Genomic DNA, 26,296 nt, shown 5'->3' with positions numbered 1-26,296 from the left:
TCGCTTTAGAAAGCCAATTTAACGGGCTTCCTGAAATTTTTCGGCATCTTTCGTCCCTTTTTTTATACCCAGTGTTAAATATTTCATCACGGATTTTTTAAGATCGTTCGGGACGAAAGGTTTGGTGATGGCGCCGTTCATTCCTGCGGATTCAATACGGCTTTTGACTTCCGCAATTGCAGAGGCCGTCAGGGCAACAATAGGCGTGTTGGTGTTGAATTTCCGAATTTCTGTGGTTGCTTCATAACCATTCATTTCGGGCATCTGAAGGTCCATTAATATCAAATCATAATTGTTCTTTTGCGCCATTTCCAGCGCTATCTGCCCATTTTCAGCAACCTCATAGGGCAGGGCCCAGTTTTTCAGGAATTGCGTAGCCACCTTCACATTAAATGGATTGTCTTCGACCAAAAGGATCTTTTTATGCGCATAAGAGACATTTTCCTCCTCCTGATCAAGCTTGGTCAGGGTTTCGTATTCCTCCTCGCTGCTTGGCAGTAGCTCAAGGGTAAAACGGAAAGTGGAACCTGCCCCCAAAGTACTGCTCACCTCGATATTGGAGTTCATCAGTCGCAGCAGTTTTTTGGTAATACTCAAACCCAGCCCCGTACCGCCAAATTTTCGGGTGGTAGAGCTTTCCGCCTGTTCAAAATCCATGAATATTTTATCGATATTCTCTGGATGAATCCCCACTCCCTGATCTTCAACTTCAAAAGTGATATGATTATCGCCGATGGATTCGTTCATAAATACCCGAATTTCAATCAGGCCTTCCTCTGTGAATTTAACCGCGTTGCTCAATAGGTTATTGATGACCTGCGCAACTCTTGTTGGGTCTCCTTTGAGGATTTTTGGAATCGCTGGATCGACCATCAATTTTATGGTATTGTTTCTTTCAGTGGCTTTAAAAGTATTGGCCTCTTTGATGTTTTTCAGGTGCTGCACCAGGTTGAAGGGGATATGTTCAATGTCTAATTTTCCTGCCGATATCTTGTTATAGTCGAGGATGTCATTGATCAAAGAAAGCAAGCTGTCTGCCGAAAATTTCATGATGTTTAAATTCTCCACCTGTTCCTTTTTAGGGTCGGAATCAATGAGCAAATTGGTGATTCCAATCACGGCATTCAAAGGGGTACGGAGCTCATGGCTCATTGAGGAAAGAAAATTTTCTTTGGATTTCGACATGGCCTCCGCGGCACTTTTTGCTTCTCTTAAAGAGGCCTCCGTTTGCCTCCGAACGGTAATTTGGGAAAGTAGCTCCTGGTTTTTCTTTTCCAGGTTTTCATGAAAATACTGTTTCTGTTTCAGTATGGTGAAGCTGTAGACACAAATCAGCAAAAAACAAAAGATGATATTACTGAGCACTAATGGCATCAATTCATTGGCAATGGCAGGGTCTTGCTGATAAATCTTATAGGAGATGTCGCAAACTAATCCAGTGAAAATGATAAAATACGATATGATGATGTGCGTGCGCTGCTTGTAAGTAAAAAACAGCAGGGGCAATAAAATAATGGGGAAGAAAAAGATGAAAATATGTGATTTTGCCTCCAGGATAATCGAAAACATTCCCACGGAAAAAGTGGAAAGAATGATTAATAGATAGCGGGCAAAGGTGGTTTTTTTTAGGTGATTAATCAGTGGAATGGTCAGAAATGTTAATGAGGTTAACAGGCAGGCCACCGCGAGGTATTCGTATTCAACGGATTGATTAAAGTAAAAAGTATAGGGGAAGATGATCAGCCCCAAAATGATACCAATAAAATTCGAAATTTTGGTTTTTCTGGCTTGGTCTGAAATTAAGGTGTTGTTATTTTCTAATTGAAAAGTAGCGCTTTCGGACATACAAGGCTGAAGATTTAGGTAGATTAAACGCAGTAACTAATTTAGTTTATATATGCTGTTTAGGCACAACAGACAATGACTAATCATTTTTTATTAACTAATATGATGAATTTAAGTTTTAAAGGATCAAATAAATCGATGCTTTATGGTTATTTAAATTTTTTTCATCAATAAGCAGCGGATTCTGTGTGCCTCAGCGAGCATGTTTTAAGGATTAATGATTATATTATTTAGAAAAATAAATAGGAACGCTATGAGGAATATTACAGTAATAGGTGCCGGGACAATGGGCAACGGCATCGCTCACGTTTTTGCGCAAAGTGGTTTTAAGGTATGTTTGCTTGATGTCAGTGATCATGCGCTGGAAAAGGCCATAAATACCATTCGTAAAAACCTTAATCGTTTGCTTGAAAAAGAGAAAATCACGAATGAGCAACTGGAGTTGACCCTTAGCAATATTACGCTGCAAACGGATATGAAAACGGCGGTTCAGGAGGCAGAATTAGTCATTGAAGCTGCAACAGAGAACATTCAGGCAAAGTTCAGTATTTTTAAGCAGCTCGGGCAGCTGGTCGGAAATCAGGTGATCTTGGCTACCAATACTTCCTCGATATCAATAACCAGTATTGCCAGCCAGGTCGAGGCGCCTGAACGCGTGATCGGTATGCATTTTATGAATCCTGTGCCTATTATGAAGCTTGTGGAGGTTATTCGTGGCTACAATACCACTGACCAGACAACTGAGACCATTATGGCATTAAGCGCACAACTGGGGAAGACGCCCGTGGAGGTGAATGATTATGCGGGCTTTGTAGCCAATAGAATCCTGATGCCCATGATCAACGAAGCGATCATCAGTTTGCAAGAGGGGGTGGCTGGTGTGGCGGAAATTGATACCGTCATGAAACTGGGAATGGCGCACCCGATGGGGCCTTTGCAATTAGCAGATTTCATAGGCCTGGATGTATGTCAAAGTATTTTGGAAGTGATGCACGAAGGCCTTGGAAACCCGAAATATGCACCTGCTCCTTTATTGAAAAATATGGTGATGGCAGGGAAGTGTGGCGTTAAATCGGGGGAAGGCTTTTATGATTATTCAGAAAGTAGAAAGGCGGAAAAGCTCGCCAAGCGTTTTCAAAAGTAATTTTAAATCAATTTCTGCAATCTGATTTTGCAGGAGGGGACTAAGTTTTGTAAACATGCTCTAAGTTTTCAATGGCCTTAGGTAGCTTTTCTGCCTGAGGCTTTTTTGTGTAGAATTGTAGAAGTTGAACAATTAATAGGTCTGTTTGGGTTACATAATAATAAGTAGGTGCTTAAAATGGCTTTTTAGCATATTTTTAGGGGATTGGGAAAGCCATTTTACTTATTCGGCTGTTATATAGGTGTCGGTATTCAGTTTGTGGAATTTTACAGAGGGCGTAAGTCCTCGGTCAGCAGCAATGATCCGATGTAATAATTTATCGTTTTATCCTTAAATGAACCTATATTATGCAACGTCAGGTGATTTATCTTACGAACGGATATATGTCCCCAAGGGCAAGATTTCTCTTGTTGGCCATTCTTGGTGCCGCTTTTGTTGCGGTCAGTATATTATCCTTAATTTTCATGAGTGATAAAGATGGGATCTTCATTGCCTTCATGTCGATGTTGTTAGTTGCTGGGGGAATTATGCTTGCAGATGCTTATCTCTTGCGGCCAGGTTCTCGCTCGATGCCTCGATACGAAGTAGATGATGATCAGATTTTGATTATCAATGATGAGATCAGTGGACGGGATACGATTTATGCCAGCGATATCAAGCAAATACATTTGGCCTCTTTTGAGGTGATCGTCGATTTTTTCGAGCAGGATCGTTTGATTATCAGCATTGCAACCGAAGATGCTGAGGTGTCCAAAGAGGTGAAATCAGCAATTTTTACCTTTGCTTCAGAAAATAATATTCCTGTTATCGGTGGATGATCTATCGACTGCGCCTCGCGATTGAATAATATTCCTGAAAAAAACAAAAGCCATTGGTAGATACCAATGGCTTTCTTCTTTAACACCTTTTCGAACGGAAATCAGCAAATTGAGGATTTGTTCATGATCCTCAGCCTTCAACACTTTAAAGGTAAACTTAATTTTGTAATAATGAAAAAATGAGGCTAAAAAAATACACTTATTTTTAAATATTTTTTTGAATGCGTCACTATTGTTGCTGATGTAGCATAATGCAATTCGTTTGATTAAATCATCAGGAGGCTTAGGATGAGCCAGGGGAGCAATGCACTCAGGAGGTTGATGGTAGAGTTGTTCGCCCAGGCTTGCCCGCTAAAGTGCTGTGTGGCTGCATTATGACAATGGGTTTTTTCAGTCAGGTGGCCATTTCTGCAAAGGTATTTTACTTGCAGAATTTTGCCAAGTAGGCTGTCGAGTAAAGCACCTGAGAAGCTGATGGCCGTGATCGTGAGTATGGTGACGGGCATGGCGGAAGGAATCAGTGCAAAAGCCAAAATGCCCATGATTAGCCCACCGACTGCAGCTGCAACCAGGCCGATGAGGCTTACGCCACCTGATAAACCCTGGGTGATGGGCTTCCAGCTGAGGAGGTCAAAAGTTTTACGTTTTTTATAGGTGCCAATTTCTGAGCTCATGGTGTCGGCAAGGTGAATGCCCACTGTGCCGAAGTATAATATTAAAAGTGGCACCGACATATATATATAATATAGGATGATGGCAAGTAGGGGTGTTAGTCCATTAGCCAAGACTTGCTGAGCTGTTCGCGCGTGTTCCTCCTGATGAATATTTTGGATAGGGTTGGGGTGAAACTTTGATAATGCTGAGCCGATGACAAAGAACAGTAAAAGCGGCAGGTCGGCCGTCAGCCCGCCGCAATAATGTATTCCTGTTCCCAGCAACACCATAGCGAAGCACCCGTCAATAGTGGTGCTCTTTTTTTTGTAAGCAACCAGGGCGATAATCATAGATATTGGAAGGCCGAGATAGGGGGAGATGGAAGGAATAAGCATCCGTTGAGTTGATTTCAGGGTAAAATTGTATCCCAATTTAGTCAAAAAAAATAAAATGGTGCCTCGCTGAGACGCTATTTGCTATTCGGGGGGACCTGCCAGAAAGGTGATATATGCCACTCAGAGGGGTGTTTGGCAATAAATGACAAAAAATGGCTGCAATCTGATAAGAATCTTGCATCCTAAAGCGGTTGGCGCTCCTAACTTAATATTTTCAATTTCGCTTTGCTAATCACAGAGGTTAACAAAACACTTTGTATAGTTAAGAAAACAAATTTTGGTTAGTTGATTGGACTCACGGATGCTAAAAAGTTTTAGGATGAGATAGTATCCTGAAGATGAGAGGTGGTGAGCTGATGCCCTTATGTAGGTGAACTGGGCATCATGTAAAAAGGGCACCCTTGGTGGGGTGCCCTTACTTTTTTAATGAAAATACTTAATGCTTTTCGTAAACAGTAGGAAGCTCAATCGCCTCCATTTGGCCTGCATCGTTAATTGCCTTAAGCTTGACCATTTTTAATTCATTGACCAAAACAGGGTCGTATTTTACCGCAACGCGGATATAGTTTTCTGTAAAACCAAGCATATGGCCATCATGCACTTCGTCTTCAAACAAGACGGTATGGGTTGCACCGATATGCTGCTGGTAAAACTGATTTTTCTTTTTCTCAGAAAGAATGCGTAGCATTTTTGCCCGACGGCTCCGCTCTTTTACAGGTACCGTACCAGGCATCTCGACGGCCTCGGTGTTGGGTCTTTCAGAATAAGGGAACACGTGCAGGTAGGAGATCGGCAATTCGTTCAGGAAATTATAGGTTTCCAGGAATAATTCCTCTGTTTCCCCAGGGAACCCAACAATAACATCCACACCAATACTACAGTGCGGCATTAATGATTTGATTTTCTCGACACGGTCTGAATAAAGATCTCGCTTGTAACGGCGCTTCATCAGTTTGAGGATCTCCGCACTTCCCGATTGAAGAGGAATGTGGAAATGAGGGACAAACTTTTTAGATGCTTTGGTGAACTCAATCAGTTCGTCGGTCAGTAAATTAGGCTCAATGCTTGAAATTCTTATCCTTTCAAGGCCTTCTACTTGGTCTAAGGCTTTCACTAAATCGACAAACTTATCCTCACGCTTGCCATTTCGAATACCGAAATCGCCTGTATTAACGCCTGTCAGTACAATTTCTTTTACCCCTGCCGCTACAATTTCATTCGCCGACTTGATAATGTTTTTAATGGTGTCGGAGCGACTCGCGCCACGTGCCATAGGAATAGTGCAGTAAGTACATGGGTAATCGCAGCCATCCTGAATTTTCAGGAACGTACGTGTACGGTCATTCAAAGAATAGGCATTGTGATATTCAAGGGCGTCCTCGATATCGGAATAATATACCTGAGCCAGTTTTTCCTGTGTAAAAGGGTCGATCTTTGGCTGGAAATTCTCATCCAGAATATCCAGTAAACGGAACTTCTCTTTTGCACCAAATACGGCATCCACCCCAGGTATGGTCGCAATTTCCGTAGGCTTGAGCTGAGCAAAACAGCCCAGTATGGCAACATATCCTCTTGGGTTGATCTTCATCGCCTCCTGTACAACCTTGCGGCATTTCTTGTCCGCATTATCGGTTACCGAACAGGTATTGATAATAAAGATGTCAGGGTTGGCTTCGAAATTAACTTTAGTATAACCTCTTTCCTCGAAATTTCGAGCAATAGTAGAAGTTTCCGAAAAGTTAAGTTTACAGCCGAGAGTATAAAACGCAACTTTTTTCATAGCCTGCAAAGGTAGTTGTTTTTTACTCTAATTCACCCGATTATGTACTGAAAATAACAGGAAGATGATGGCTTGTTAGAATTATTATTTTTTAAATTTATATCATTCAATACCTCAAATTGCGATTTTGGAAATACAACCGACTTCCCATTGTGAACATTAAGAAAATAGCAGTTTTTGAGTGCTATATTAAAAAGATGGTAAATGTTTGTGTGGGGTGTTTTTTTGACCAATTGTGATTGATATATTGCATATGTAATAAAATCAGGCTTATATTTGAGCCGTAAATACAGCCGTGATATTTCAAATTCGGAAAATCACGTTAATTTTCAACCCTACAAGAACTGAAATGGCACATTTGAGATTCAAAGCGCTTGAAGAGCTTTCTAAAAGATCCGCAGTAGCAGTGGACGAACCTGCTCAACCAATTTCTTCCTATTTTGGCGTAAATTCATTTGACTTAGACAAAATGAAGCGCACCTTGGCTCCTGAAACATTCAAAAAAGTAAAGGATGCGATCCAGAATGGTAAAAAAATCGACATGGAAACTGCTGATGCCGTAGCGGCCGCAGTAAAACTATGGGCGATGGAAAAGGGGGTTACGCACTACACACACTGGTTCCAGCCATTGACTGGTTCTACTGCAGAGAAGCATGATTCATTCTTCGACGCGTTTTCAGGTCTTGAGCGTTTGAAAGGTGAGGCTTTGGTTCGTCAAGAGCCAGATGCATCTTCATTCCCTAACGGTGGTATCCGTTCAACTTTCGAAGCACGTGGTTATACGGCTTGGGATCCATCATCTCCAATCTTTATCTTCTCTAATACACTTTGTATTCCAACGGTATTTGTTTCTTATACCTCAGAATCTTTGGATTTCAAAGCACCATTATTGAAGGCAATCGAAGCTGTAGATAAGGCTTCTGTACGTGTGGCTCGTTACTTCGACCGCAATGTGAATCATATTACAGCTTCTTTGGGTTGTGAGCAAGAGTACTTTGTGATCGACAAAGGCTTGTATTATTCACGTCCTGATTTGGTAATGTCGGGCCGTACGTTGTTCGGACATTCTCCAGCACGTGGCCAGCAGTTGGATGATCACTACTTCGGTACGATCGCTCCGCGTGTATTGGCTTACATGAAAGATTTCGAAATCGAGGCTTTGAAACTGGGTATTCCTGTTTCTACTCGTCACAATGAGGTAGCACCTTCTCAGTTTGAGGTAGCGCCATTGTTCGAGGAAGTAAACAAAGCTTCGGATCATAATAAATTATTACAAGACTTGATGGACAAAGTGGCAGAGCGCCATGACCTGAAAGTATTGTTCCACGAAAAACCATTTGCCAACTTGAATGGTACTGGTAAGCACAACAACTGGTCTTTGATTACAGATACAGGGGTTAACTTGCTTCAGCCTTCTTCTTCGGCACGTGAAAACTTGCAGTTCTTGACTTTCTTCGTGAACACGATCAAAGCAGTTCATGAGCATGCTGATTTGCTTCGTGCATCTACGGCATCTGCAGGTAACGATCACCGTTTGGGTGCAAATGAAGCACCTCCAGCAATTATTTCTGCTTTCATCGGTCAGCAATTGTCTGCTGTATTGGATGAGTTGGAGAACAATGGTAATGTTGAAGTTGGTAAAGGTGACAACATGTATATGAAATTGGGTATCGATAAGATTCCTGAAATCTTGTTGGATAATACTGACCGTAACCGTACATCACCATTTGCATTTACAGGTAACAAATTTGAGTACCGTGCAGTAGGTGGCGACGCAAACTGTGCAGGACCAATGTCTGTATTGAATGTGATTGTAGCTGACCAATTGGAGCAATTTGCTGATGAGGTAGATGCTGCAGTAGAAGGTGGTAAAGAAAAGCGTTTGGCGATTGTTGAAGTACTTCGTCGTTACATTAAGGAGTCTAAAGCTGTTCGTTTTGAAGGCGATGGTTACTCTGACGAGTGGGTTGTTGAGGCAGAAAAACGTGGTTTGCCAAACATCAAAACTACGCCTGAAGCATTGCAAGCTTATACTTCTGAGCGCGCAGTGAAATTGTTCGGAAAGCATGGTGTGTTGTCTGAGCGTGAGCTACATGCACGTGTGGAGATCCTTCAGGAGAAATATATCAACAAGATTCAGATTGAGTCTCGTGTGATGGCTGATTTGGCTGCAAACCACATCATTCCTACAGCAGTTCAGTATCAAAACAAATTGATCACAAACGCTAAAGGATTGAAAGAACTTGGTTTGGACAATACGGATATCGTTTCAACAATTGAGAAAATCAACAAGCACCTTTCTACTTTGAAAGTAGCGATCACCAACATGACTAACGCCCGTAAGGAAGTGAACATGATTGAGGATGCAACTGAAAAAGCGAAAGCATACTGCTTCGGTATCAAAGAGAAATATTTCGAAGATATCCGCCACGCAGTTGACAAATTGGAATTATACGTGGACAATGAGGATTGGCCATTGACAAAATACCGTGAATTGTTATTCTTGCGTTAATCGTAAGGCCTGACAATTTTTCAAGAACCTCTGATTTCGGTCAGAGGTTTTTTTATGTCCAAAAAGATAGGAATCCTGAGTGGGTTCAGCAGGGTTTTTAAAAAGTAGGTTAAGCTTTGCGTTGGAGGACAGAGTAGGGGAGTTAAGCCTGATCATCCCGTCGTTTGACTAACGGTTAGGGTTCATTTTCATTCTAAATATTACAATGCCTGAAGAGTGATGTCCTGTATTTATCGATGCTTGCGCAGCAAAAAAATACAAGGCATTTGGCGGCGTGAGATTTTTTTCAAAAATGAAAAGTAAATAGGCTGTTGTTTATTCTGCGGAGGTGTTCATTTTACTGCTTTTATGAATTTGATAGGCGCCGAATGCTACGCCCAAAATAATTAAATAGGCAATGTCTGTGTCAATAGGCACACTGGTGGTGCAAAATGCGGGCGGCATAGCTGCTCCTGAAGAGGTCGTTCGATCGGCTTGAGATTGTGATCTTTGCGCTCTCGCAGCACTTGAAGAAGCGGCCGAGTTCGTTCGCTCGATGGATTGCCTTGTAGGTTGCCGTTGGGCAGTACAAGGCATTGAGGTTGCGGCTATTAATAGAATAGCGCAATGCCCAATGATTAGTTTTTTTAACATCAGTATAGGTGGTGGTGTAAGGTTTGATTTGATCTGTGATTAAAATTAACGTGTAAGAATAATGAATAGATTCTATATTTTTGTAAAAAAAAGGATCAACAGGCCAGTTTTTAGATGAGTTAGAATCAATTAATTACTAAAAACATATTGAATGTAGCTTATTTAATATTGAATAATCTTACATTAATTTATTGTTGCGAGTGGATGCCGCAGTGTCCAGAAAAGTAACCCTCATGATTGCCAGAATTTGGAGATTCTTTAATTAGACAAAAAAAGACCCAAGCTTATTGCTTAGGTCTCTTTGTGGTGCTGAGAAATAATCAGCTTAAAATAGTCTGATGAAATGCCCTTTAAAAACAATCATCGGTAGTAATTGCTGTATGTAGGGGTGGGCCTTATGTGTTCATTTTTAGCTATGCGATGATCTCATTGCTTGCTTCAATAGCCTGTAGGATATCTGCGGAGATATCATCAATGTGCTCAAGACCACAGGAAATTCGAATAAGCCCATCGGTGATTCCGACAACAGCGCGCTCTTCTGGAGAGAGTTTGGAGTGTGTTGTAGAAGCTGGATGAGTCGCGATGCTTCGGCTGTCTCCAAGATTGGCAGTTAAGCTAAGCATTTTTAGTGAATCCAAAAATCTCCGGCCACGCTCCACGCCTCCTTTGATTTCAAAAGACACGATGCCGCCGCCAAGCTTCATTTGTTTTTTCGCCAAGGCATACTGTGGGTGAGAAGGCAGGTGTGGGTACTTCACCCAATTGATTTCCTCGTTCTCCTCCAAAATCTCAGCCATCCGCAAAGCATTTGCGCAATGCCTATCCATGCGTACAGCCAGTGTTTCCAAAGATTTTGAAATAATCCATCCGTTAAAAGGGCTTAAAGCCGGGCCGGTATGTCTGCCAAAGAAACGCACCTTTTCAATCAATTCCGCTTTACCTAAAATCACCCCTGCAATTGTTCGTCCTTGCCCATCTAAAAATTTTGTGGCTGAATGGGTTACAATGTGTGCGCCAAATTCGGCAGGATTTTGCAGGTAAGGCGTCGCAAAGCAATTGTCCACATTAAGAATCAACTGGTGCTTCTCCGCGAGCTGCCCTAAAGCCGAAAGATCGAGGATGTCCAGTGCAGGGTTGGAAGGTGTTTCCACAAAAATCATTTTCGTTTCTGGGCGAATATGCTGCTCCCATTCTTCGATAGGGGTGTTCACATCCACATAGGTGTGTGTTACGCCCCATTTGGGCATTATCTGCGTCAGGATTTGGTGCGTACTGCCAAAAAGCGATCGGCTGGCAAGAATGTGGTCCCCCGAGGAAACAAATGCGGCGATACTGGTGAACATGGCTGCCATACCAGAAGCGGTGGCAAAGCCGTCTTCAGTGCCTTCCATTTGGCACAGTTTGGCTATCATTTCATTGTTGTTCGGGTTGGAGTAACGGGTGTAAATGTCTCCTTCCTTTTCACTGGCAAACTGCGCTCGGGCATCCTCGGCATCATCAAACACAAAGGAGCTTGTGGTGTAAATCGGAACAGCATGTTCGCCATGTGGGCTTCGTTCTGTTTGAGTACGAATAGCGTTGGTTTCAAATTTCTTCTTTTCCATGAGGGTTGATGGCTTGTTTGATTGTTGTTGGGTAATTAAGCAGGGAGGATCTCGAAGCTGTAGGTGATTTCAGCCGTTTTCGAAAGCATGATCCCCACGGAACAGTATTCCTCATTGGAAAGCTTGACCGCCTTTTCTACCTTGGCGGCATCAAGTTCACCAAATGCCTTATAATGTAAATGAATTTTTGTCCAAACATTGGCTTTGCCTTCCGGGCTGCGTTCGCCAGAAACACTTACCTTAAGATCTTGTAATGGCTGACGCTGTTTTTTCAAGATACTGATCACATCAATGCTTGAACAACCCGCAACCGCCGCAAGCAACAGTTGCATCGGGCGCATCCCCTGGTTTTTTCCACCAATTTCTGGCGACCCATCCAATTCTATAGTGTTTCCTTCGCCGTTATCGGCTTTCATATGATAGGCGTCGTCAAGTCTGTATAGTTCCATATTGTATTTGATATTATTATTCAGTGTAAAATAGTTGCCGTCAGCAGGAATAGCAAAGTTGAGGACAACAAAAAACAGAAATAATGATTGATGTGAAATCTTGCCATCGAAAATTTGGTCTGTCAGTAAAATTCATCCGGAAATGACGGCCTAAATTTGGTTGGTTTTCTTTATCAGGGCTCGTTTTTACTTGATGTGTCCGCTAATCGGTAAATTTGGGCACCTGCCGAAAAAATTAACCAACACCATTTTTGTGGTCTGACAACAGCAGTGCTTTGAATTTTCCCTGACATTGATTATTTTCTTGTGGCCAATGTTTGGTGAGCCAAAAGCAGGGAAAGCGCTTTGTGGGGTTTATTTTTTCACTCCTCAGCGGATTTATTGATAAATTCCTTAGGCTTTATTCATTTTTGCCTAAATTGACATCTACCTTTAAACCTATTGAAAAAACCTTATCACCATGAAAGAAATTACAGTACAGCAACTCAAAAGTATGATAGATGCAGGCGAGGACTTTCAGCTTGTCGATGTCCGCGAACCACATGAATATGAGTTGACCAACATTGAAGGAGAATTGATCCCTTTGGGAGAAGTAGCGGCAAGAGCTGATGAAGTGGAAACAGACAAGAAAGTCGTTGTGATGTGCCGTTCAGGGAAGCGAAGTGCTACCGCTATTGAGTATCTTGAAGATACCACAGGGCATGAAGAATTGTATAACCTTGTCGGTGGAATCTTGGCTTGGGGACGTGAAATAGACGATAAAATCGTTCAATATTAACGTTATTAGTGACTCATTTTCCTGCCTTTTCATTGCCATAGTTTCCTTTTTGAAGTAAATTTTAAGGCAGTATTGTTTTTGCGTGTAGTGAGTGATGTTTAGTGAAGATTTGATAATCAGTCTGTTATGTTTTGCTTGCGGTTTTTAGTGGATTTTTCTGTTAAAAATTGTGGTGCATATTAATTAAAAACAATATATCTTAGTGTCTTTAATTGAGAACAGGCTTCAATATATATATGCTTTTGGAATTTGAAAAACCCATAGTAGAGCTTGAAAGCAAGCTTGCGGATATGAAACAACTCGCCGTAGATAGCGGGGTAGACGTATCGGATGCGGTCCATAAATTAGAAACAAAGATTCAATCATTAAAGGTTGAAACTTACCGTAACTTAACAAGATGGCAACGTGTGCAAATGTCACGACATGCTGATCGTCCTTATACTTTTGACTATATTCACGAGATCACTGATGAGTTCGTGGAAATTCATGGTGACAGGAATGTAGCAGATGACAAAGCAATGGTCGGTGGATTCGGGCGTATTGGTGAGCAAACTTATATGTTCATTGGTCAGCAAAAAGGCCGAAATACCAAAGATCGTCAGGAACGCCGCTTCGGGATGCCTAACCCTGAAGGCTATCGCAAAGCTTTACGCCTGATGCGTATGGCTGAGAAATTTGACAAGCCAATTGTTTGTTTGATCGATACTCCTGGTGCGTTCCCTGGTCTTGAGGCTGAGGAACGAGGACAGGGCGAGGCAATTGCGCGTAACCTGAAAGAGATGTTTTCTTTGAAGGTGCCTGTGATCTGTATCGTTATTGGTGAAGGTGCCTCTGGTGGTGCCCTTGGGATCGCTATCGGTGACCGCGTGATGATGCTGGAAAACACCTGGTATTCAGTGATTTCACCTGAATCTTGTTCATCAATTTTGTGGAGAAGCTGGGATTTCAAGGAACAAGCTGCTGAAGCATTGAAACTGACTGCCGACGATATGCATTCTTTTGGCTTGATTGATGAGATCATCCCTGAACCGTTAGGTGGTGCCCATACGAATATCAAAGCGATGGCACGGACTTTGTCGGATACTATCCACAAGGCATTCACGGAATTAAATGCTTTATCTCCTGAAGAGCGGATTATTCAGCGTATTGATAAATTCTCTAACATGGGCGTTGTTCAGGAAGCATAATTTTGCAATAAAAAAGACAGTGACCAAAATACAAGAAAGCCGTGTTCCTTGAAGGACACGGCTTTTTCCATTTTATTTATTTTGAAGATGAAGTTACACGTAATAGACGCAGGAGATTTTAAACTGGATGGTGGTGCGATGTTTGGTGTTGTTCCCAAAAATTTGTGGGGTAGATATGTGGAGGCTGATGAGCGAAATTTGGTTCCTCTAAAAATGCGTTGCCTGTTAATCGAGGATGGCGATCGTAAAATTTTAATTGACACGGGCCTGGGAAACAAGCAGGCGGAAAGCTTTTTCAAGCATTATCATTTGTTTGGCGACGGTACCCTCTTGGGGTCCCTGGAGAAAGTAGGGGTTTCTCCTGAAGACATTACCGACGTTTTTATCACTCATTTTCATCTTGATCATGCTGGCGGAGCCATCGTACACCATGGCCCAGACAATACACCTGCCTACCAATTTCCAAATGCAAAATACTGGACCAACCGCAGGCATTGGGAATGGGCCACGAAACCTAACCCACGGGAGGCGGCTTCCTTTCTGAAGGAAAATATCTTACCGATTGAATCCCTCGGGCAGATGCATTTTGTAGAAGACGGGGCTGATTTCCCTTTTGAGATTATCTTTTCTGATGGGCATACAGAAGGGCAAATGTGCCCTAAAATCAGAATTGGAGATCAAACATTGATATTTATGGCTGATTTTCTGATGCCGACCGTAGCACATATTCCATTGGCGTGGGTGGTTGGTTATGATACCCGCCCGTTGCTTACCTTTGATGAGAAAAAAGCATTCCTGCAAGAAGCAGCAGATCAGCAGTATTTGCTGTTCATGGAACATGATATTAAGGTAGAGGTATGCACTGTTAAGCATACTGAAAAAGGCGTCCGCCTTGATAAAAGTATGACACTTGCGGAAGCGCTTGCTGATTGTGCCTCCGTTGTTACCGCATAATTTCAGTAAAATATAGGGCAAAAAAAAGCACGGTTTCCAACTGAAGAAACCGTGCCACCTTTCTGTGGTTCAGAAAGCAAAGCAATCATTAGAGAATTAGGATTTATCTTTCGACTTTGATAGAATCGGGGCTCATCCAATGCCCTTAATTAAACGAACTAGGAATCATAAGTTGAGGCTGACAGGCAATGTAATGCCCGTATAAATGTTTTAGGCCCAAAGGCGGTACATCCAACCATTTGCTGCAGTCTTTTTAAGGAAACTTGAACAATATAATCACTTTTTTTTATACGAATATTTTCTTGTAATTATTCCTACAAACCTGCGAATAGATTGATCCACAGTAGTTTTTATGATTAACTTCAGTTTTTTAAATGATAAACTGCCTCTGATTAGACTAACGTTTGCCGTGCTTTCTGGTTGTTAATTCGTTTCTAAATTTGTAAAATAATAGAAATATATTTTTAGAAATCAGTCTGAAATACCCATGACAAGTCAAACAACATCGCCATTAGTACAATCTTCAGATCTGCACCTGCAAGTGGAAGATCAACGCCTGTTCATTAAACAATGGCATGCCCCCACACCGAAGGCGATGATGTTGTGTGTTCATGGAGCCATGGAAAACGGGAAGATCTTTTATTCCAAAGGCGGTCGTGGTTTTGCGCCTTTTATGGCACAACAAGGTTATGAGGTTTTTGTGGTGGATCTTTCGGGGCGGGGAAGAAGCGAGCCCACAGCAGGCAAGGGGCATCGGGCGGATCAGACCTTTGCGATCACCACAGAGATTCCTGCAGTGCTTATCCTGATGCAGGAAAAATTTCCCTCCCTGTCATTGCACCTTGCAGGACATTCATGGGGCGGGGTTTTAATTCTTGCGGCCATGGCAAGAAGTCTCGAATCCTTGCGGCCGAAAATTAAGTCCATGATTTTCTTTGGCAGCAAAAGAAGTTTAAAAATTAAAACCCTTCAGAAACGTATTCAGGTCGATATTTTTTGGTCAAGGATTTTTCGGCTTTATGCACAGCTGAAAGGCTACTTTCCTGCCAAAGAATTGCGGATTGGATCCGACAACGAGCCCTTGGCGTTTTATACCCAAGTGGTGGATTGGGTGAATGCTGAGGCATGGCAGGCGCATGATATTCCGCTGGATTATGCTGCGGCTTTGCAGAAAATAGGATTGCCCCCAACACTTTATCTGGCGGGGAAGAAGGACCTGCTCCTCGGGCATATTGATGATGTAAAACGACTGAAAGCGGAAACTGGAGCGGCAAAGGCGGAAATCTGGTGGCTTGCTAAATCAGCGGGATTTCAGAAGGATTATGGGCATATCGATATGTTGACCGCCCGATCTTCGGTCAATGATCATTTCCCTAAAATCAGTGAATGGATTGACAATCAGCCTGATAATGGGTTTTAATTCGTTAATATTTGGGTGGAAATTTAGACATTTTCTTTTTTTTTAGTACCTTGTTTTTGAAATATTTAAGGAGGCATTTAACCTATTGAAAGCCTTTGATTCCTTCATTTTCAAACTCAAAAGACGATGAAATTTTTCGCTGATAATTTAAAATACCTCCGTAAAGCACGGAAACTTACACAGGAAAAATTCGGATTAGCCATCGGGATAAAAAGATCGACCTACAAGGATTACGAAGTAGGAAAAACGAAACCTGACTTTTCTGTTTTATGCAAGATTGCCGATTTCTATAAAGTTACTCTTGACGAACTTATCCGAAAAAATATTCCGAGCATCGGTCTTGAAAATCTGGAATCACAGGATCATAATTCCATCATGAAACCCTTAGAGCGTGTTTTGGCTTTGTCTGTGGATTTTCAGGGGGAGGAAAATATTGAGTTTGTCCCTGAAAAAGCGCATGCAGGTTATTTGAATGGCTATAACGATCCTGAATATATGCTTGGTTTGCAGAAGCTGAGTATCCCCAAAACCAAAAATGGTACTTATCGGGCTTTCAGCATTAAAGGGCATTCCATGGCGCCATACTTTCAGAATGGAGGGGTGTTCGTCGGGAAATATGTTGAGAATCTTTCAGAGCTCAAACATGGCAAAACCTATGTGTTGGTTACAGAATTCGACGGGGTAGTTTGTAAAAATATCGCCAGAGGTAAAAGCGATGAGAATAAGCTGATGCTTTATTCGTTGAACCCAAGCTACGAGCCTTATTTTATCGAGACTTCATCGATTAAAGAAGCTTGGGAATTCCACGCCCTGATCCACTTTAATCCACCAAGTGAAAATACAGTAGTCGAGAAGGTCTTGGGGCATGTAGGTGCTTTTGCCTGATCCACTATTCAAGAACAACAGACGCAATGAGGGCATTCGGTAGAATGCTCTTTTTTTGTGCAAAAAAAATCGCCTGAATACCACTTCAGGCGATCACAAACTAAACTATCCGATAGTGACATATTTGTCGTCATCGAGTAAAATAAACCATAAGCTAACAGTGTTGATCTGTATAATCAATAAGCACTTGCTTGGGGGTTTTGTTCGTCATTTTATTGATTAAATATTAGGAATTATTCTTTGTGAGTTTCCGATAATTTAATCTCCTTATCTTTCAAGTCCTTCTTTTTCAGCTTTTTACTGCCCACCACAATCGCAACACCAAACAGGATGATGAGTCCGCTGAAGGCGGTGAAGATGTCCATTTTGGGCACTGTAATCCATTCGATCTGAAAGGCCTGCATAATGGCAAGGCAAATAAAAGTAATGACAGGGTTAAGGGTGATGATCACGCTCACCTTATTGGCTTCTGTGTATTTTAATGCTGATGCAAGGCAACCGTAAGCCACCAGGGTATTGAGCCCCAAAAATAGCAGAAGTGCCCATCCCATTATATCAAGCTGCCCAATCGCGGTAAATGAGGTAGAAGGGATGTACAGCAGCGCAGGCAAACCATAAAGGAACAAATTGAGCTGTTGTGGTGGGTGGTCGATCACCAATTTTTTTTGCAACAAGGCGTAGGTCGCCCAGGTTACAGCACCAAAAACCACCCACAGGGCGCCGTAAATAAAGGTGTCTTCCTGCCCCGCAAAAAGATCATTGACCTGATGCCTGAAGAAAAGGAAAAATCCCACCGTTACAATCGCAAAACCCATCAGTTGCGCCCTGCTCAGCTGTTCTTTGAAAAACACCACGCCACCCACGGCCAACAGCATCGGCCCAAGCTGAATAATAACCTGTGCACCTGCTGGCGAAATCAGATCTATACCCATGGTATAGCCCAGATAATTACAACTCAGCGCAACGGTAGCCACCACCAGCAAAAAGGGTGGTTTGATCAGAATTTTTAAAGTCTGTGGTGATTTCCACAGAAAGTAAAGGAACATGGCAATAAATGCGATGGTAAATCGGGCCCAAATAATGGTGGTTGGAGGAATGAAATTGGTGGCATACTTAATGGCCAATGACAAGAATCCCCACAAGAAGGCTGTTGTACAGGCAAGAAGGATCCCTTTTTGGGACTGACTTTGATCCATGCTGATTAAAGGTAAATTGTTTGGCTGCAAATATAGGTAATTTCCAAGTGCAGGAAATGCCACCTTAGGGCTTTGATGCAAATAAATTGGGTAAATATTAATTTGAAGCTAAACTTATTGCATAACAATGAAAATAGCGTTATAATCAGTTGGAATAGTGCAATTTTCATATCCTTGTCAAGTGATTTGTTTATCGTAGATAGGAATTTTCACGATCATCAATCATATTTGTAGCTTGATGCCCAAAATCTTAAACACCACCATTGATTTTTTTATCATTACAGCGTTGGCCCTGTATTATTAATTTGGACTATGGATAAGCAATTGCTTGAAGAAAATGAAGAGCTAAAGACAACAGTAAGGTCTTGCCGTAAAAGAGATAAAATGCAGAAGAAAAAGACATGGATCATCATGGCTACGGTACTTTTGGTTGCCGTGGCGTTGGTCACCACTTATCGTTTCAATGAAAAGAACCGCGTGCTGCGTCAGAATAAAATGGAACTTAAAGCCTCTTATCAAGCATTGGATTCCATGAATTCGCTTTATCAGGAACGAATCGATGAAATTAAGTCGCTCAATGGTAAAGCCGATGACCTGTACCGTGCCAAAGTGAAGCTGGAAACAGAACTCGATCAGTTAACCGAGATGATGCTTCTTTTGGATGGTAAGCCTATTCCGATGCGTCAGGGTCAAAATCTGGATCCCGAGAATCCAAACCAAATTCAGGAGGCAAAATATACGCCTGAGGAGCGCAAAGAATTGATCGACAATGCACTGTCGTCTTTAAAATATAAATTGCTGGAATCGAAAAAACAATTGGCAGGATACACCCAGCTGTTGGTGGAAAAAGATGCCGAGATTGTAAAGCTCAAAAAGGTGAATGATCAGTTACTGACGGAAAATTCTACCCTTAAAGAGAAGCAGAATGAGCTTTCAACAAATATTTCAGACCTGAAGAAAGAAAAGTCCAAGCTGACAGAAAAACTGGAAGTGGCTGCTAAAATCAAGGCAGGAACGGTACTTGTGGAAGCCATCAACCGCCGCGACAAAGTTTATGATGCGCCTTTCAGATTACGTCACCTTGATAAACTCAGTATCACGGTTACGCTCGAGAAAAATGAGGTGGCCAAAGTTCAGGGACATACGGTTTATCTTAGAATTTTGGATGATGACCAGCAGGTGATCATGGATCCTAATGGTTCTTCAGGGGAGTTTAAGGCCGTTGGGGAAAACCAGATCTATACGCTGAGCAAAGAAATTCTTTTCGATAACACAGGGCAAAACGTCAATTTTGTTTTGCCAAACCATGAGTTGTTTGAAAAAGGAAAATATACCGCAGAGCTGTATTTGGATGATTACACCTTGAAGGTCGTTCCTTTCAATATTCGTTAATCAGGCCTTAAAAAGCAGATGAACACCCACTTGATGATTCAGGTGGGTGTTTTTTTATACCTTCATTTTACTTTTGGCGTGGACATTGCGCCTGATAAAGTGAAGCGCATAAACCTCTTTAGATAATTAGGGGAGCAAACGAAAAAATCGTAATTTGCAGTGTCAGGGGCTCATTTTTGAAGGCCCAGACATTAATCAACACAAATAACAAGAATATGAATCAGGATGTGATGAATCTGGAGCCTAAAGCGCTTTGGACAAACTTTGAAGCCCTAAATGCAGTGCCACGCCCTTCTAAAAAAGAAGAGAAAGTGATTGCATTCTTGTTGGATTTCGCAAAAGAACATGGCATTGAAGCCTTCCAAGATAAAATCGGTAACATCATTATGAAAAAACCTGCTTCAGCAGGTATGGAAAATCGCCAGACGGTCGTTTTGCAATCACATATTGATATGGTTTGCCAAAAAAATGCAGATACAGATTTCGACTTCGATACGCAAGGCATTCAGTCTTTTATTGATGGCGAATGGGTGAAAGCTAAAGGAACAACTTTGGGTGCTGATAACGGTATTGGTGTTGCGACTATGATGACCGTTCTTGCAGACAAATCTTTGGTTCATGGTCCAATTGAGTGCTTGTACACCATCGACGAAGAAACGGGGATGACAGGTGCTTTTGGTTTGGAAAGTGGCCTTTTGGATGCGACCATTTTGTTGAACCTTGATACGGAAGACGAAGGGGAATTGACGATCGGTTGTGCTGGTGGTGTAGATACTACCGTAACGGCAACTTACGATCAGGAGGAATTACCTGCAGGTTACAAATCTTTCCGCTTGTCATTGCGCGGCCTGAAAGGCGGTCACTCTGGTGGGGAAATTCATTTGGGACGCGGTAATGCCAACAAATTGATGAATCGCCTGTTGTGGTTGACCAACAAAACTTATGGTTTGCTTGTTAGCGAAATCGAAGGTGGTAGCCTGCGTAATGCGATCCCTCGCGAGTCTTTTGCAGTGGTTTCAGTTTTAGCCAACAAAGCAGCAGATTTCAAACAGCATGTTGCTGAAATGGAAGCGATTTTCAAATCAGAATATTCTAAAGCAGATCCGTTGGTAGAAATTGCTGTGGAAGAAGTCAACAACCCTGCACAGGTGATGACTGCCAAATTCCAGGAGCAATTGCTGAACGCAATTCAGGCTTGCCCTAATGGCGTTATCCGCATGTCTAACGACATCGAAGGATTGGTGGAAACTTCCACAAACCTGGCACAGGTGAATATCAAGGATGGTCAATTTGAAGTATTGACCTTGCAACGTTCTTCGGTAGATACTGCCAAAGATGATATCGCACGTTCAGTAGGCGCACCTTTCCGATTGATGGGCTGTAAAGTTGTTCATGAAGGTTCTTATCCTGGCTGGGCACCAAACCCAAGTTCAGCGGTATTGAAGGAAATGGAAAGCTTGTTTGAAAAGCAGTTCGGCAGAGCAGCTGTGGTAAATGCGGTTCACGCTGGTTTGGAATGTGGTATTATTGGCGAAGCTTACCCTGGCTTGGACATGGTATCTTTTGGACCAACGATCAAAAATCCACACTCACCAGATGAAATGGTAGAAATTGGCACAGTAACCCGCTTCTACGATTACTTATTGGCGATTTTGAAAGATATCCCTGTTAAAGGATAATCAATTTTAGCGATAAAATGGAAAGCGCATTCTTTTTCAAGGGTGCGCTTTTTTTTATTTTGACATATACTGCGCCTGAAAATCATTCAGATATAAATCCAAATTCTCTTTGGTAATTTTCTTCCCTTTGAGGCTTGGGTCAATTTTTTTCAGTCGCTTGATTATTTTTTTGGGGTTTTGTGTCCGATTGATAATCTCGCCTGTTTGAGTGTCGAGGCAGAACGTGATCTTTTTTATCGATCGGTTGTACATTGCAGGCGGGTTATTTCCGCCACCTGAACTGATGCCCGTCCCCATCATGCTGCCGCCCATACCACCCATACTCATGGCGCCCATGCCTAAACCAACACTCGGGCCACCGCCATTTCTGCTGGCCTTTGGGGCTTCTGCAATGGTGTAGGACATCAGTGGGCAGTTGGTGCCATAAAGTTTACTTAATAGAATGTGCTTCCTCTTTCCTGTTTTCTTTCCGAATCCTTCCGCCTTTATATATTGGCGACCATTGATGGCGATAGCGAAAATACTTTCAATATTCAGGTTTTTACTTTCTCCAGCGGCAGTATAGTTGATTTTTTCAATAACCCCCGAAGCGTTGATGGAGAGGTAGTTGACCGCTTCCTTACTGGCGTGATCCAACTGTTGAATTGGGAGGTCTGGCGTTCCACTGACAAAGGACTCGAAACTCAAAAATATCCCTTCTGATGTTTGTCCAAAAGCATTTGCGATAGACAGCAAGAAGCATAAAATGAAATAGGCTGGTTTTATCATAATCTGATGTTTTTAGTTGAAAAACAAGCAGAAGTCACAGGTTCGTATGGCCTAAAGTTAGGCAGAATTGAAAACATCTACAACAGTAGAAGGTCGAGCCTCAGCGATAGTTCACTGAGGCTTGAGTAACAGACCGCTTTTATGACAAGCGGTTTTTATAATCTTCAAAGCCGAATTTACGCACCAGTCGGAATTTCCCTTCCTGATCAATAATTCCTATTGAGGGGTGTTGTACACCATTGAAGGTGGTCGTTTTTACCATCGTGTAGTGGATCATGTCCTCAAAAATGAGGTGATCCCCAATGTTCAGGGGGGCATCAAAACCATAGCTTTCCATGAAATCCCCCGCAAGGCAGCTGCCTCCGCCAATGCGGTAATGGTAGGGGGCCTCATTGTTTTCATGTGCGTTGCGAATCTCTGGTCGATAAGGCATTTCGAGGCAGTCGGGCATATGGGCGGTAAAGGAAATGTTCATCATGGCCGTGGATGCACTGCCATTTTCTACAATATCCAGCACGGTACTTTTCAGAAAACCCGTTTGCCAGCCAAATGCGCTCCCTGGTTCGAGGTAAACTTTCAGGTGAGGGTATTTTGCCCGAAATTTTTTCAGTACCGCAATCAGATGCTCCTTTTGGTAACCCTCCTTGGTCACTAAATGTCCACCACCGAAATTCACCCATTCGAGCTGACTGAAATACTGGCCGAAGCGTTCTTCAAAAGCATGGGTGACCTTTTCCGTAGTATAGCTGTCGTTTTCGCAAAGGGCATGGAAATGCAGCCCCTTCACCACATCAGGCAGCTGGGCAGGCAAATTTTCTTTTCTGATGCCCAGCCTGCTGTTGGGTGAGGCAGGATTATATAGATCCGTTTCAATTTCAGCATATTCTGGATTGACGCGTATGCCAACAGAAACCTTTGCGTCCTGTGCTTTTTGGGCATAAGCTTTTAGCTGATTCATGGAGTTGAAGGTAATATGCGACGAATAGGAGAGGATTTCATCAATTTCCTCAGGCGCATAAATAGGGGCGTAGGTGTGCGCCTTGTTTTTCATCTCCTCGAAACAAAGCCGTGCCTCATGCAGCGAGCTGGCCGTTGAAGTATTGATGTATTCCCGCAGGATGGGGAAAGTCGACCACATGGCATAGCCCTTAAAAGCAACAATAAACTCTACGCCTGCCTGATCCATAATATGGCGAATAGCAGCGAGATTTTTTCGTAGCTTAACCTCTTCGAGTACAAAACAGGGGCTCGGAATTTGGTCTAATAGATTGTCATTCATTTGTTAAAGCGTTATCAGTGGGCAGGACGATCGTCCGCTTGTGGGCACAAAAAAAGGGACTAAGCACATTGGCTCAGTCCCTGAAATATTGTTAAGCAAAGAATTAATACTCGTGAGGGAGTGTCAATCCTACTTTTTCGTTCCAAGGCAAACCATGCTTGTTCAGCATTTCCATAAAAGGGTCAGGGTTGAATTCTTCCACATTGTAAACCCCTGCTTTCATCCACTCTCCGGTAATCATCATCATGGCACCGATCATCGCAGGAACACCCGTTGTGTAAGCTACACCTTGTCCGCCAACTTCATCGTAAGCCGCCTGGTGCGAACAGTTATTCCATACATAATAAGTCTGATCTTTGCCGTCTTTCTTTCCTTTGATCTGGCAACCAATAGAGGTTTCCCCTTCATAGTTTTCTCCCAAAGAAGAAGGCTCAGGCAATAGCGCTTTCAGGAATTCCAAAGGAATAATCTCTTGTCCCTGAAACTGAATAGGCTCAATGCTGGTCATACCAACATTTTGCAATACCTCAAGGTGCTTGATGTACTCCTGCCCGAAAGTCATCCAGAAACGCGCACGTTTGATGGTTGGGAAGTTCTTCACCAACGACTCCAGCTCTTCATGATACAACAAGTAAGACTCGCGGTCACCGATGTTCGGGTAGTCGATAGGTTTGTGGAATTCCAAAGGTTCGGTTTCCACCCACTCGCCATTTTCGTAATAACGCCCCTTTTGGGTAATCTCACGAATATTGATTTCAGGGTTGAAATTCGTCGCAAATGCTTTGCCGTGATCGCCCGCATTACAGTCCACGATATCCAAATACTCGATTTCATCAATATGGTGCTTGGCCGCATAAGCCGTATAAACACCCGTTACGCCTGGGTCGAAACCGCAGCCCAACAAGGCCATCAAGCCTTTTTCCTTGAATCGATCCTGATACGCCCATTGCCAGCTGTATTCAAACTTGGCAACATCCTTAGGCTCATAATTGGCGGTGTCCATATAGTGAACACCTGTTTCCAAACATGCATCCATGATGGTTAAATCCTGGTATGGCAGCGCGACATTGATCACCATAAAAGGTTTGAAACCATTGATCAAAGCCACCAATTCTGGCACGTTGTCGGCATCGACCTGCGCCGTACGAACGGTTTGATTTTTGATTTCTGATGCAATTTTATCGCATTTGGATTTAGTACGGCTTGCAAGCATAATTTCGCTGAAAACCTCTGGAAGCATGGCGCACTTTTTAGCTACGACATTACCCACACCCCCAGCACCAATAATAAGAACTTTTGACATTCGGTGATTGGAATAATTTAAATTAAAATGATTTTGCGCAATATAGTACAAAGAATCAGATTGCGTTACTCTCAAAGATAAATTTTACCGACTGATTCTTTTGCTTTAATAAGCCGCCAATACGGGCGATTGTTTAAAAGGGGGATATACCCTACGGCCTGAGGGTTGGCGCTGCGGTATCCCTGTGCGGACAAGTGATGGGCAGTACGGCGGTTAAAAGCAATATCTGGCCATTATTTGTGGGTTGTGGGGGGAGAAAGATGCCCTTTTCGCCTGTTTTTTTTATAGATAATTACATGAACATTATCAATATTTTTTAGCCTGCCAAGGGCTTTTTTCTATCTGTAAAAAGGATGAAATTCATTTTTTTGCTCTACATTTGAATGATCCCTTATGTTGAAAATAGCAGAGAGAAAATAGGGAATGCCCCTTTAACAAAAGATTCTCTGTATTGAAGACAAATTATTAATCAATCAAACAAACCACTCCCATGAATCAATCTACCTCACTAAAAGGCGTTTATTGGTGGCTGCTCTCAGGTTGCGCCCTGATTTTTTTAATGGTGGTCATCGGGGGAATCACCCGCCTGACGCAGTCGGGACTTTCCATGACCGACTGGCGGCCAATTACGGGTACACTGCCCCCGCTGACGGATACCGCCTGGCAAATCGAATTTGCCAAATATCAAAACTCCCCAGAATTTCAGAAGCTCAATTACCATTTTGAACTCGCCGATTTCAAGTCGATCTTTTGGTGGGAATACATTCACCGATTGTTGGGCAGGGTTATAGGCATGGTGTTTTTCATCCCCTTTATTGCTTTTGCACTCATGGGTAAACTGAAAAATGGCCTGATGAAACGCTGTTTATGGATTCTGGCACTTGGATTTTCGCAAGGACTCATGGGCTGGTATATGGTGAAGTCAGGTTTGGTGGATCGGCCTTATGTGAGCCATTATCGACTGGCGGCGCACTTTTCTTTAGCCCTCATTACTATGGCGGTCATTTTCTGGACTGCCCTTCAGGTGAAGCACCATCAGTTCCGAAAAAGCCTGGTGCTTTCTCAGCAGCGCAAAGCAAGTAACCTGATGAAGGTATTTATAGGAGCAATAGGCCTGCAACTGATTTACGGTGCTTTTGTCGCTGGGCTGAAGGCTGGACATATTTACAATACCTTTCCCAAAATGGGCGAGCGATGGGTGGCGGAAAGCGTAACGGCAATGTCGCCATGGATCAATAATTTCCTGAGCAATGGCGCAGGGGTGCAGTTTGTTCACCGTTACCTCGGGATAGCCTTGTTTTTAGGCATTGTGGGCATGAGTGTTTATGCTTATCGAACCGACGACCTGCTCAACCGACAGCGCAGGGGTGTTTATGCACTGATGGGAATAATTCTTCTTCAGGTGGCCTTGGGTATAGGTACCTTATTGATGAATGTTCCTGTATTTATGGGCGTGATTCATCAGGCCGTAGCCGTAGTGGTGCTACTGACAGCCCTGTATTCATTGTTCAGTTTGCGTAGCCCACTGATCGAAAAAACAAAAAATACGCGGGAGGCCTCAAATTCTGAAGTAATAAATACAGAAAAAACGGCGATTTTGTAGTATAAAACGTAGTTGATA

Annotated in this window: 21 protein-coding genes; 11 read left to right on the top strand and 10 right to left on the bottom strand. The window is 42.7% G+C overall.

Features of this window, described 5'->3' with window-relative positions; translation table 11 throughout:
- Positions 1-18 precede the first annotated feature (18 nt).
- A complete protein-coding gene (locus AABK40_RS08805; protein WP_338396800.1) occupies positions 19-1,845 on the bottom strand; it encodes an ATP-binding protein in 1,827 nt (608 codons plus the stop codon).
- Positions 1,846-2,098: 253 nt separating this feature from the next.
- Between AABK40_RS08805 and AABK40_RS08800 the strand changes: the two genes are divergently transcribed.
- Complete coding sequence (locus AABK40_RS08800) at positions 2,099-2,989, top strand: 3-hydroxyacyl-CoA dehydrogenase family protein (RefSeq protein WP_338396799.1); 891 nt, start codon at positions 2,099-2,101, stop codon at positions 2,987-2,989.
- 347 nt (positions 2,990-3,336) lie between these two features.
- Positions 3,337-3,807, top strand: coding sequence for a hypothetical protein (locus AABK40_RS08795; protein WP_338396798.1), 471 nt, complete (start codon positions 3,337-3,339; stop codon positions 3,805-3,807).
- A 266-nt stretch (positions 3,808-4,073) separates the two neighbouring features.
- Here AABK40_RS08795 and AABK40_RS08790 read toward each other — a convergent pair whose 3' ends face one another.
- Positions 4,074-4,856 (bottom strand): DUF92 domain-containing protein, encoded by a 783-nt coding sequence (locus tag AABK40_RS08790; RefSeq protein WP_338396797.1) that lies wholly within the window; start codon positions 4,854-4,856, stop codon positions 4,074-4,076.
- 436 nt (positions 4,857-5,292) lie between these two features.
- On the bottom strand, positions 5,293-6,636 hold the full coding sequence (gene mtaB, locus AABK40_RS08785; protein ID WP_338396796.1) for a tRNA (N(6)-L-threonylcarbamoyladenosine(37)-C(2))-methylthiotransferase MtaB: 1,344 nt from the start codon (positions 6,634-6,636) through the stop codon (positions 5,293-5,295).
- Between the two features lie 349 nt (positions 6,637-6,985).
- Here mtaB and AABK40_RS08780 point away from each other — a divergent pair, with 349 nt between their 5' ends.
- Entirely contained in the window at positions 6,986-9,148 is a 2,163-nt protein-coding gene (locus AABK40_RS08780) for a glutamine synthetase III family protein (protein WP_332919034.1), read from the top strand.
- A gap of 315 nt (positions 9,149-9,463) precedes the next feature.
- Here AABK40_RS08780 and AABK40_RS08775 read toward each other — a convergent pair whose 3' ends face one another.
- The 3 genes from AABK40_RS08775 to AABK40_RS08765 form a co-directional block, all read right to left on the bottom strand.
- Entirely contained in the window at positions 9,464-9,724 is a 261-nt protein-coding gene (locus AABK40_RS08775) for a hypothetical protein (RefSeq protein ID WP_338396795.1), read from the bottom strand.
- 470 nt (positions 9,725-10,194) lie between these two features.
- Positions 10,195-11,385 carry a trans-sulfuration enzyme family protein gene (locus AABK40_RS08770; RefSeq protein WP_338396794.1) on the bottom strand — a complete coding sequence of 397 codons (1,191 nt, stop codon included), beginning with the start codon at positions 11,383-11,385 and terminating at the stop codon, positions 10,195-10,197.
- Positions 11,386-11,420: 35 nt separating this feature from the next.
- Positions 11,421-11,834: an OsmC family protein gene (locus AABK40_RS08765; protein ID WP_332919037.1), complete on the bottom strand. Its 414-nt coding sequence runs from the start codon at positions 11,832-11,834 to the stop codon at positions 11,421-11,423.
- A 460-nt stretch (positions 11,835-12,294) separates the two neighbouring features.
- On the opposite strand from AABK40_RS08765, the gene AABK40_RS08760 reads away from it, so the two are divergent.
- The 5 genes from AABK40_RS08760 to AABK40_RS08740 all read left to right on the top strand — a co-directional run bounded on the left by AABK40_RS08760 (position 12,295) and on the right by AABK40_RS08740 (position 17,058).
- Positions 12,295-12,612, top strand: coding sequence for a rhodanese-like domain-containing protein (locus AABK40_RS08760; protein WP_338396793.1), 318 nt, complete (start codon positions 12,295-12,297; stop codon positions 12,610-12,612).
- Between the two features lie 236 nt (positions 12,613-12,848).
- Positions 12,849-13,799 (top strand): acetyl-CoA carboxylase carboxyltransferase subunit alpha, encoded by a 951-nt coding sequence (locus tag AABK40_RS08755; protein WP_332919039.1) that lies wholly within the window; start codon positions 12,849-12,851, stop codon positions 13,797-13,799.
- Positions 13,800-13,886: 87 nt separating this feature from the next.
- The gene (locus AABK40_RS08750) at positions 13,887-14,753 is read left to right on the top strand and encodes an MBL fold metallo-hydrolase (protein WP_332919040.1); all 867 of its coding nucleotides are present in this window, start codon (positions 13,887-13,889) and stop codon (positions 14,751-14,753) included.
- A 487-nt stretch (positions 14,754-15,240) separates the two neighbouring features.
- The gene (locus tag AABK40_RS08745; RefSeq protein ID WP_338396792.1) at positions 15,241-16,173 is read left to right on the top strand and encodes an alpha/beta fold hydrolase; all 933 of its coding nucleotides are present in this window, start codon (positions 15,241-15,243) and stop codon (positions 16,171-16,173) included.
- A gap of 126 nt (positions 16,174-16,299) precedes the next feature.
- A complete protein-coding gene (locus tag AABK40_RS08740; protein WP_332919042.1) occupies positions 16,300-17,058 on the top strand; it encodes an XRE family transcriptional regulator in 759 nt (252 codons plus the stop codon).
- Positions 17,059-17,291: 233 nt separating this feature from the next.
- Here the strand turns inward: AABK40_RS08740 and AABK40_RS08735 are convergent, their stop codons facing one another.
- Entirely contained in the window at positions 17,292-18,254 is a 963-nt protein-coding gene (locus AABK40_RS08735; RefSeq protein WP_338396791.1) for a DMT family transporter, read from the bottom strand.
- Between the two features lie 312 nt (positions 18,255-18,566).
- Here AABK40_RS08735 and AABK40_RS08730 point away from each other — a divergent pair, with 312 nt between their 5' ends.
- Complete coding sequence (locus tag AABK40_RS08730; protein ID WP_332919044.1) at positions 18,567-19,646, top strand: hypothetical protein; 1,080 nt, start codon at positions 18,567-18,569, stop codon at positions 19,644-19,646.
- A 215-nt stretch (positions 19,647-19,861) separates the two neighbouring features.
- Entirely contained in the window at positions 19,862-21,325 is a 1,464-nt protein-coding gene (locus AABK40_RS08725) for an aminoacyl-histidine dipeptidase (RefSeq protein WP_338396790.1), read from the top strand.
- 54 nt (positions 21,326-21,379) lie between these two features.
- Here AABK40_RS08725 and AABK40_RS08720 read toward each other — a convergent pair whose 3' ends face one another.
- From AABK40_RS08720 to AABK40_RS08710, 3 genes are all read right to left on the bottom strand, one after another.
- On the bottom strand, positions 21,380-22,093 hold the full coding sequence (locus tag AABK40_RS08720) for a hypothetical protein (RefSeq protein WP_338396789.1): 714 nt from the start codon (positions 22,091-22,093) through the stop codon (positions 21,380-21,382).
- Positions 22,094-22,232: 139 nt separating this feature from the next.
- The gene (gene nspC, locus AABK40_RS08715) at positions 22,233-23,372 is read right to left on the bottom strand and encodes a carboxynorspermidine decarboxylase (protein ID WP_338396788.1); all 1,140 of its coding nucleotides are present in this window, start codon (positions 23,370-23,372) and stop codon (positions 22,233-22,235) included.
- 103 nt (positions 23,373-23,475) lie between these two features.
- Complete coding sequence (locus AABK40_RS08710) at positions 23,476-24,675, bottom strand: saccharopine dehydrogenase family protein (protein ID WP_338396787.1); 1,200 nt, start codon at positions 24,673-24,675, stop codon at positions 23,476-23,478.
- 490 nt (positions 24,676-25,165) lie between these two features.
- On the opposite strand from AABK40_RS08710, the gene AABK40_RS08705 reads away from it, so the two are divergent.
- Positions 25,166-26,278 carry a COX15/CtaA family protein gene (locus AABK40_RS08705; protein ID WP_332919049.1) on the top strand — a complete coding sequence of 371 codons (1,113 nt, stop codon included), beginning with the start codon at positions 25,166-25,168 and terminating at the stop codon, positions 26,276-26,278.
- Positions 26,279-26,296 lie beyond the last annotated feature (18 nt).

This window comes from Persicobacter psychrovividus (assembly GCF_036492425.1).
GTDB lineage: Bacteria > Bacteroidota > Bacteroidia > Cytophagales > Cyclobacteriaceae > Persicobacter > Persicobacter psychrovividus.
Note: the sequence above shows the minus strand (reverse complement) of the source record. Positions and strands in the feature narration are given on the sequence as shown.